Annotated in this window: 5 protein-coding genes and 3 tRNA genes; all 8 read left to right on the top strand. The window is 67.1% G+C overall.

The features are described from left to right. The first annotated feature begins 13 nt into the window (after positions 1–13). The 8 genes from ACF8O7_RS18000 to ACF8O7_RS17965 all read left to right on the top strand — a co-directional run bounded on the left by ACF8O7_RS18000 (position 14) and on the right by ACF8O7_RS17965 (position 7,358). Positions 14–89 (top strand) — tRNA-Ala (locus ACF8O7_RS18000). A gap of 39 nt (positions 90–128) precedes the next feature. After that, positions 129–204, top strand: a tRNA-Glu gene (locus tag ACF8O7_RS17995). A gap of 44 nt (positions 205–248) precedes the next feature. Continuing rightward, positions 249–325, top strand: a tRNA-Asp gene (locus tag ACF8O7_RS17990). A 278-nt stretch (positions 326–603) separates the two neighbouring features. Further along, positions 604–972, top strand: a complete 369-nt coding sequence (locus ACF8O7_RS17985; RefSeq protein ID WP_017407525.1) for a hypothetical protein — start codon at positions 604–606, stop codon at positions 970–972. Between the two features lie 226 nt (positions 973–1,198). Next, positions 1,199–2,653: a TolC family protein gene (locus ACF8O7_RS17980; RefSeq protein ID WP_016450794.1), complete on the top strand. Its 1,455-nt coding sequence runs from the start codon at positions 1,199–1,201 to the stop codon at positions 2,651–2,653. Positions 2,654–2,694: 41 nt separating this feature from the next. Further along, positions 2,695–3,912, top strand: coding sequence for an efflux RND transporter periplasmic adaptor subunit (locus ACF8O7_RS17975; protein WP_016450795.1), 1,218 nt, complete (start codon positions 2,695–2,697; stop codon positions 3,910–3,912). Positions 3,913–3,916: 4 nt separating this feature from the next. Next, positions 3,917–7,006, top strand: a complete 3,090-nt coding sequence (locus ACF8O7_RS17970; protein WP_016450796.1) for an efflux RND transporter permease subunit — start codon at positions 3,917–3,919, stop codon at positions 7,004–7,006. A 16-nt stretch (positions 7,007–7,022) separates the two neighbouring features. Next, positions 7,023–7,358 (top strand): P-II family nitrogen regulator, encoded by a 336-nt coding sequence (locus ACF8O7_RS17965; RefSeq protein WP_016450797.1) that lies wholly within the window; start codon positions 7,023–7,025, stop codon positions 7,356–7,358. Positions 7,359–7,542 lie beyond the last annotated feature (184 nt).

The following is a 7,542-nucleotide window of genomic DNA, read 5'->3' as shown; positions in this document are numbered from 1 at the left end:
TATCGGATTCTTTGGGGGTATAGCTCAGCTGGGAGAGCGCTTGCATGGCATGCAAGAGGTCATCGGTTCGATCCCGTTTACCTCCACCAAAAATCGAGACTTGAGTTTGTAACGCAAGTTCTAGGATTGACCCTATCGTCTAGAGGCCTAGGACATCACCCTTTCACGGTGAGTACCGGGGTTCGAATCCCCGTAGGGTCGCCAAGTTTGCAGCACTTGGCTCGAAAGAGCGCAAAAGTTGCCTGCCAGGAGTGGTAGTTCAGTTGGTTAGAATACCGGCCTGTCACGCCGGGGGTCGCGGGTTCGAGTCCCGTCCACTCCGCCAGATTCCTTGTGCAGACCCTCGTGTTTGCGCAGACAAGAAGCCACCGCAAGGTGGCTTTTTTGTTTCTGGTTGTTGCAGTTTTCGGTGTGACTTCTTCACATGGAAAGCCTTTGTGCACAAAACACGATCTATTGCCCAGATTTTTTAAGGGCAAACCCGGAACTTTCCCTCAACATTCGTAACAATAGACGGTGTCCTGTTTGCAGGGCGTCCATCTTTCACCGACTCGTCTGCCCCGCTCCATGCGCCTTGCGCCATCGTTTGTCTTTTCGTTGCTGATGCTGCTGTCCATCTTCTGCGGGCAGGTGGCAGCTTCGGCATCTTCCGATGGGTTGGAAGGCGATGGCCTGCTGGCGCACCATCCCGTCGTGACCATCGATGAGGAATTCCTCGAGGAACTCGCGGAAGTGGAGGAAGACGACGAGACCGAGTTTGCCGAGCTGACGGCACACAGCGGCAACAAGCGCCAGCTGCTGGCCCTGCTGGCCTGCGGCGAGGACCGTTCCGCCGAGATGTACTGGCCGCCCGAGCCCATCGCCGTGCAGGTGGTGTCGCTGTGGGCCCCGCCTTCGACCTATTCCCAGGCGCACCTGTCGCCCGCCCCGGGCCAGCTGCTGCGCCCTCCAAGACCTTCCCTGCTCGGCTGACCGCATATTGCGGCGCAGGCATGCCTTGTGCCCCTTGCGCCCCTTGTCGGCTGACGCATCCCACTGCCTGATCACTGCTCGTGCGCGCCTTGCTGGCGTGCATGCCATGCCGTCGTCCGCGCGCTGACTGCGCACGGCGCGGCCATGCCCGTTCCCGCGTGGTCCGCAGGGAAGGGCCCATCTCTTACTCAACCCCTCGACTGTCGCTTTGCGGCAGATGCATGCCATGGTGAATCCAACGGTATTGGCGGGAATGGCCCCCGCCCGTTTTCCATCCTGTTCGCGCAAGGTCCTGCAAGGCGCGATCTGCAGCCTGCTGGTGGGCTGGGGTGCTGGCGCTTCGGCGCAGGCCCACCCCCCTGGCAAGCCCCAGGCGTCCCAGTCGCCCCTGACGCAGGCGGCTCCGGCCGCCGCCGAGGCCGCCGAGGCCGAGGCGTCCCGTACGCCGATCGTGCCGAAGGCCGGTTCGGCCGCAGAGGCGCCTTCGGTGGCTTCGGCCGCCGCACAGCGCCTGCCCCAGCTGAGCCTGAACGAGGTCGTTCGCGCCGTGCTGGACCACAACCCCGATCTGCGCGCTGTCGAGCAGTCCCGGACCACGGCGCGCGCAGGCGTGGTCAGCGCCTCGGCGCTGCCCAATCCCAAGCTCGAATGGAACCAGGGCCGCAACAGCGCCCGCGTTCCGGGCGCGGCAGCCGGCACGGTGCAGGGCTGGGCCGTGGCCTTGCCCATCGAGAACCCCGCCGTGCGAGGTGCGCGCGTGGAGGCCGCGAGGGCAGGCGAGCAGGGCTCGGTGCACTTCGTGGCGACCACGCGCAATGCGCTGGTGGCCCAGGTGCGGCTGCGCGCCTACGAAATGGTGCTGCGCGAGGCGGAGGTCGAGGCCGCCAAGGAGGCGGTGCGCCTTCTGGAGCAGGCCCATGAGCGCGTCCGCGTCCGCGTGGACAGCGGCGAGGCGGCCCGCTACGAAATCATCAAGGCCGATGCCGAAATCATCCAGGCGCGCCAGCAGGAGCAGACCGCAAGGCTGCGTGCCGAGCAGGCGCAGCTGGCGCTGGGCCGCCTGGCCGCAGGCCAGCTGCCCGTGCGCTTTCGCCTGGATGTGTCGCTGGAGGATCCGCTGCGCATCGAGGACATGGGCGAGATCGATCCCATGGAGCATCCCGAACTGCGCCAGCTCAAGGCAGAGGTCGAGCGTGCCCAGGCGCGGCTTGACGGTGCCAAGGCCTCGCGCTGGCCGGGCGTGGAGCTGCGCTACGGCCAGACGCGCGAGCCCGACGTGCGCCTGAACACGGTGGGCGTGAGCATCCAGATCCCCTTGCTCGACCAGCACCGCGGCCCCATCGACGAGGCGGCCTCCGAGCTGGAGCGCGCGCGTCTGCAGCTGGAAGGCCGGCAGATCGAGCTGCGCCAGCAGACGCTGCAGGCCTGGAAGGAGCTGGAGATGGCGCGACTGCGCACCCAGGCACTGAGCCAGGGTTCGGTGCGCGAGGCCGAGTCGGCCCTGCGCGTGGCCGAGGCCGCCTACCGCTTCGGCGAGCGCGGCATTCTCGATGTGCTCGATGCGCAGCGCGTGCTGCGCTCCATCCGCGCAGACCTGCTCGACGCGCGCTACCAGCTGCAGGCGGCGCGCATACAGCTCGAATACCTGGCGGGCCGCTACGACGATCCGTCCGCGCTGTGAAGCCCGCCGTCCCTGCCTCACACCCGAAATCAGAAACGAACATGTCCTTGAATATGCATCCGCAACCCATCGCCGCCCGCGCAGGCAGCAGCACCTTGGTGAACTCCCTGGCCCTGGCCGGCCTGCTGGCCGCAACGCTGGCGCTGAGCGCCTGCGGCAAGAACGAAGAGGCCGAAGCCAAGGCGGCGCCCGCAGCGGCCGCTGCGCAGGAGCAGGACCCGATGGAGGTCCGCGTCACCGCCGAGATGGCGCCCAACTTCGCCGTCAAGCCCGTGGCGCAGGCGCAGATCGCGTTGCTGCAGGAGGTGTCCGGCCGCATCGAGGCCAATGAGCGCCAGGTCACCCGCATTGGCGCGGCCGCCACGGGACGCGTGACCGAAGTGCTGGTCGAAGTGGGCGACCGCGTGCGCGCGGGCCAGGTGCTGGCCCGCGTGGCCAGCCCCGAGCTGACTACCGCCCAGCTGGCCTATCTGCGTGCACACTCCGCCGCCACGCTGGCCGAGCGCGGCGTGGAGCGCGCGCGCCAGCTGATAGCCGCCGACGTCATCGGCTCGGCCGAGCTGCAGCGCCGCGAGTCCGAGCTGTCGATTGCGCGCGCCGAGCAGCGCGCTGCCGGCGACCAGTTGCGCCTGATCGGCATTCCCGACAGCGCCATCGCCCAGCTGCGCGACAAGGGCACGCTGCAGTCGCATGCGGCCGTGCTGTCCACAGGGGCCGGCGTGGTGATCGAGCGCAAGGTCAGCTCCGGCCAGGTGACCCAGCCCGGCGATCCGCTGTTCACCGTGGCCGACCTGAGCAGCGTCTGGGTGGTGGGCGCGATCCCCGAGCAGATGGCCAGCGGCGTGCGTGCCGGCCAGGCCGTGGAGATCGCCGTGCCCGCCCTGGGCGAGCGCGTGCTGTCCGGCCAAATCGTGCATGTGGGCGACACCGTGACGCCCGAGACCCGCACCGTCACCATCCGCACCCAGGTGGACAACCCCGAGCGCGACCTCAAGCCCCAGATGCTGGCGACCATGCGCATCCAGGGCGAGGTGCGCCAGCTGCTGGCCGTGCCGGCCGAGGCCGTGGTGCGCGAGAACGACCGCGACCATGTCTTCGTCAAGAAGGGCGAGAACCACTACCGTCTCACGCCCGTCGAGCTGGGCACCGCCAGCGGCGGCATGCGCCCCGTGAACAAGGGCGTGGCCGATGGCACGGTCATCGTCACCACGGGTGCCTTCCACCTGAACAACGAGCGCAAGCGCGCAGAGCTGGAGTAAGCCCATGATCGCTTCCATGATCCGGGCCGCACTGAGCCAGCGGCTCATCGTGATCGTGCTCTCGCTGGTGCTGTGCGGCTTCGGCCTGCGCGCCGCCATGAACCTGTCGGTGGATGCCTTTCCTGACGTGACCAACGTCCAGGTCCAGGTGGCCACCGAGGCGCCAGGCCGTTCGCCCGAGGAAATCGAGCGCTTCGTGACCGTGCCGCTGGAAATCGCCATGACCGGCATGCCGGGCCTGGTGGAGATGCGCTCGCTCAACAAGAGCGGCCTGTCCATCATCACCCTGGTCTTCACCGATGCCACCGACGTGTACTTTGCACGCCAGCTCGTCACCGAGCGGTTGATGGAGGTCACGCCGCGCATGCCCGCAGGCATCATCCCCGTGCTGGGGCCGGTGTCCACGGGCCTGGGCGAGGTCTACCAGTACACGCTGGACCATCCCGACGACGGCAAGCGGGCCCTCACGCCCGAGGAGCTGACCGAGCGCCGCACCATCCAGGACTGGGTGGCGCGCCCGCTGCTGCGCTCCATTCCCGGCGTGGCCGAAATCAACTCGCAGGGCGGCTACGTCAAGCAGTACCAGGTGGAGGTCGATCCCGGCCGGCTGCGCCACTACGGCCTGTCCGTGCGCCATGTGGTCCAGGCCATCGCCGACAACAACGCCAATGCCAGCGGCGGCATCCTGCCCCAGGTCACCGAGCAGTACCTGATCCGCGCCGTGGGCCTGGTCCAGTCGCTGGATGACATCGGCAACATCGTTCTCAAGCAGGAAGGCGGCGTGCCGGTCTTCGTGCGCGATGTGGCCGAGGTCCAGCTGGGCCAGGAAGTGCGCCAGGGCGCCATCATCAAGGGCGGCTATACCGAAGGCGTCTCCGGCATCGTGCTGATGATGCGCGGCGGCAATGCCAAGGAGGTGGTCACCCGCGTGAAGGAGCGCGTGCAGGAGATCAACTCCAAGGGCATGCTCCCCGGCGGCCTGCAGATCGTTCCCTACTACGACCGTACCGACCTGGTCGACTCGGCGCTGTGGACCGTGGGCAAGGTGCTGATCGAGGGCATCCTGCTCGTGGTCGTGGTGCTCTTCATCTTCCTGGGTGACGTGCGCTCCAGCCTGATCGTGGTGGCCACGCTGATCATCACGCCGCTGACCACCTTCATCATGATGAACCGCTGGGGCATCTCGGCCAACCTCATGTCGCTGGGGGGGCTGGCGATCGCCATCGGCCTCATGGTCGATGCCACCGTGGTGGTGGTGGAGAACGTGTTCCACAAGCTCGGCCAGGCCGGCGACAGCATGGGCGCACGCGTGCGCACCGTGCTGTCGGCCACCACCGAGGTGGCCACGCCCACCATCTTCGGCATCGCCATCATCATCCTGGTGTTCCTGCCGCTGATGACGCTGCAAGGCATCGAAGGCAAGATGTTCGGCCCGCTGGCGCTGACCATCGCGATCTCGCTGGCCGTCTCGCTGGCCGTGTCGCTGTTCCTGTCGCCCGTGCTGTGCTCGTACTTCCTCAAGGGCGGCGCGGACCATGACACGCGCCTGATCGCCTTCCTCAAGCGCCACTACCTGCGCCTGCTGGACCTGGCCACCGCGCGCAACCGCGCCACGCTGGCCGTGGCCGTGGCGCTGCTGCTGGGCTCGCTGGGACTGTTCCCGCTGCTGGGCAAGTCCTTCATGCCCACCATGAAGGAGGGGGCGCTGACGCCGCAGATCAACCGCGTGCCCAGCATCTCGCTGGACGAGTCCATCCGCATGGAAATGGCGGCGATGAAGTCCGTGGCAGAAGTGCCCGGCGTGCTCAGCGTGGTCTCCAAGCTCGGACGCGGCGAATCGCCGGCCGATCCCGCAGGCCCCAACGAGTCCGACCCCATCGTGCTGCTGGACCCCGAGTCCGACCGCACCCAGGACGAGATCGACGAAGACATCCGCCAGCGCCTGTCCTCGATCCCGGGCGTGCAGATCGTGCTGTCCCAGCCGATCTCCGAGCGCGTGGACGAAATGGTCACGGGCGTGCGCTCGCAACTGGCCATCAAGGTCTTCGGCGACGAGCTGAGCGAGCTGCGCGACGTGTCCGAGCAGGTCGCACGCATCCTCAAGAGCGTGCCGGGCAGCACGGACATCCGCGTCGAGCGCCTGTCAGGCCAGCAGGCTCTGACCGTGGATATCGACCGCAAGGCGATCGCCCGCCACGGCCTGAACGTCACCGACGTGCAGGGCGTGATCGAGTCGGCCATCGGCGGCAAGGAAGTGACCACGGTCTACGAGGGCGAGCGCCGCTACAACGTGGTGGTTCGCTTCCCCGAGCCGTTCCGCGGCTCGCCCGCCGCCATCGGCGCCACCTTGCTGACCACGGCCACGGGCGCCCAGGTGCCGCTGAGCAGCGTGGCCCGCATCGAGCTGGTGGACGGCCCCGCGCAGATCAGCCGCGAAGGCGGCAAGCGCCGCGTGGTGGTGGGAGCCAACGTGGAAGGGCGCGACCTGGGCGGCTTCGTGACCGAAGTGCAGCAGCGAATCGACAGTGAAGTGCAGTTGCCCGATGGCTACTACTTCAAGTACGGTGGCCAGTTCGAGAACATGGAGCGCGCCATGGGCACGCTGCAGATCATCGTGCCGCTGACCATCGTGGCCATCTTCTTCCTGCTGTTCCTGCTGTTCAACTCGGTCAAGCTGGCCGGGCTGATCATCCTGGTGCTGCCCTTCGCCTCCATCGGGGGACTGATAGGCCTGTTCGTCACGGGCGAATACGTGAGCGTGCCGGCTTCGGTGGGCTTCATCGCGCTGTGGGGCATTGCGGTGCTCAACGGCGTGGTGCTGGTCTCCTGCATCCGCAAGCTGCGCGAAGATGGCATGAACGTGGCCGAGGCCGTGCGCGAAGGCTGCGTGCAGCGCTTCCGCCCCGTGATGATGACGGCCACCGTCGCGCTGCTGGGCCTGGTGCCCTTCCTGTTCGCCACCGGCCCCGGCTCGGAGGTGCAGCGCCCGCTGGCCATCGTGGTGATCGGTGGCCTGATCTCGTCCACCCTGCTCACGCTGGTGGTGTTGCCGACCCTGTACCGCTGGTTTGACGAAAAACCGCTGGAAGCCTGATGAAGGAGACACTGCAATGACCATGAAGGAAATCCGGGCCATCGTGCGCCCCAGCCGCCTGGAGCGCCTGCGCGACGCGCTGCGCGCCATTCCCAACTTCCCCGGCGTGACGCTGTTCCGTGCCGAGGGCTTCACGGCCCCGGCCGCCATCGACAAGCGCAGCGTGAAGGAGGAGTTGACCGACTTCTCCGACAAGATCATGGTCTGCGTGCTGGCCGAGGCATCCATGGTCGAGCCCATCCGCGCGGCCATCACCTCGGCCTGTCACTCGGGCCAGGTCGGCGACGGCCTGGTCTGGGTGGTGGACATCGCCGAGATCCACCGCATACGCGACGGGCAAAGCCTGGCCTGACCCGGGCTGCAGCAGGGCGCCGGAATGCAGGACGACATAAAAAAGTCATGCATTCCGGAATTGCCCCAAAAACGCTGTGCTACAATTTTTGAATCGCAGCAACGAAGCAGTGCAACGTTGCAGCAAGGGGGTATAGCTCAGCTGGGAGAGCGCTTGCATGGCATGCAAGAGGTCATCGGTTCGA

Origin of the sequence: Delftia sp. WSY_16 (assembly GCF_043104415.1) — a bacterium.
Taxonomy (GTDB): domain Bacteria; phylum Pseudomonadota; class Gammaproteobacteria; order Burkholderiales; family Burkholderiaceae_C; genus Comamonas; species Comamonas tsuruhatensis.
Note: the sequence above shows the minus strand (reverse complement) of the source record. Positions and strands in the feature narration are given on the sequence as shown.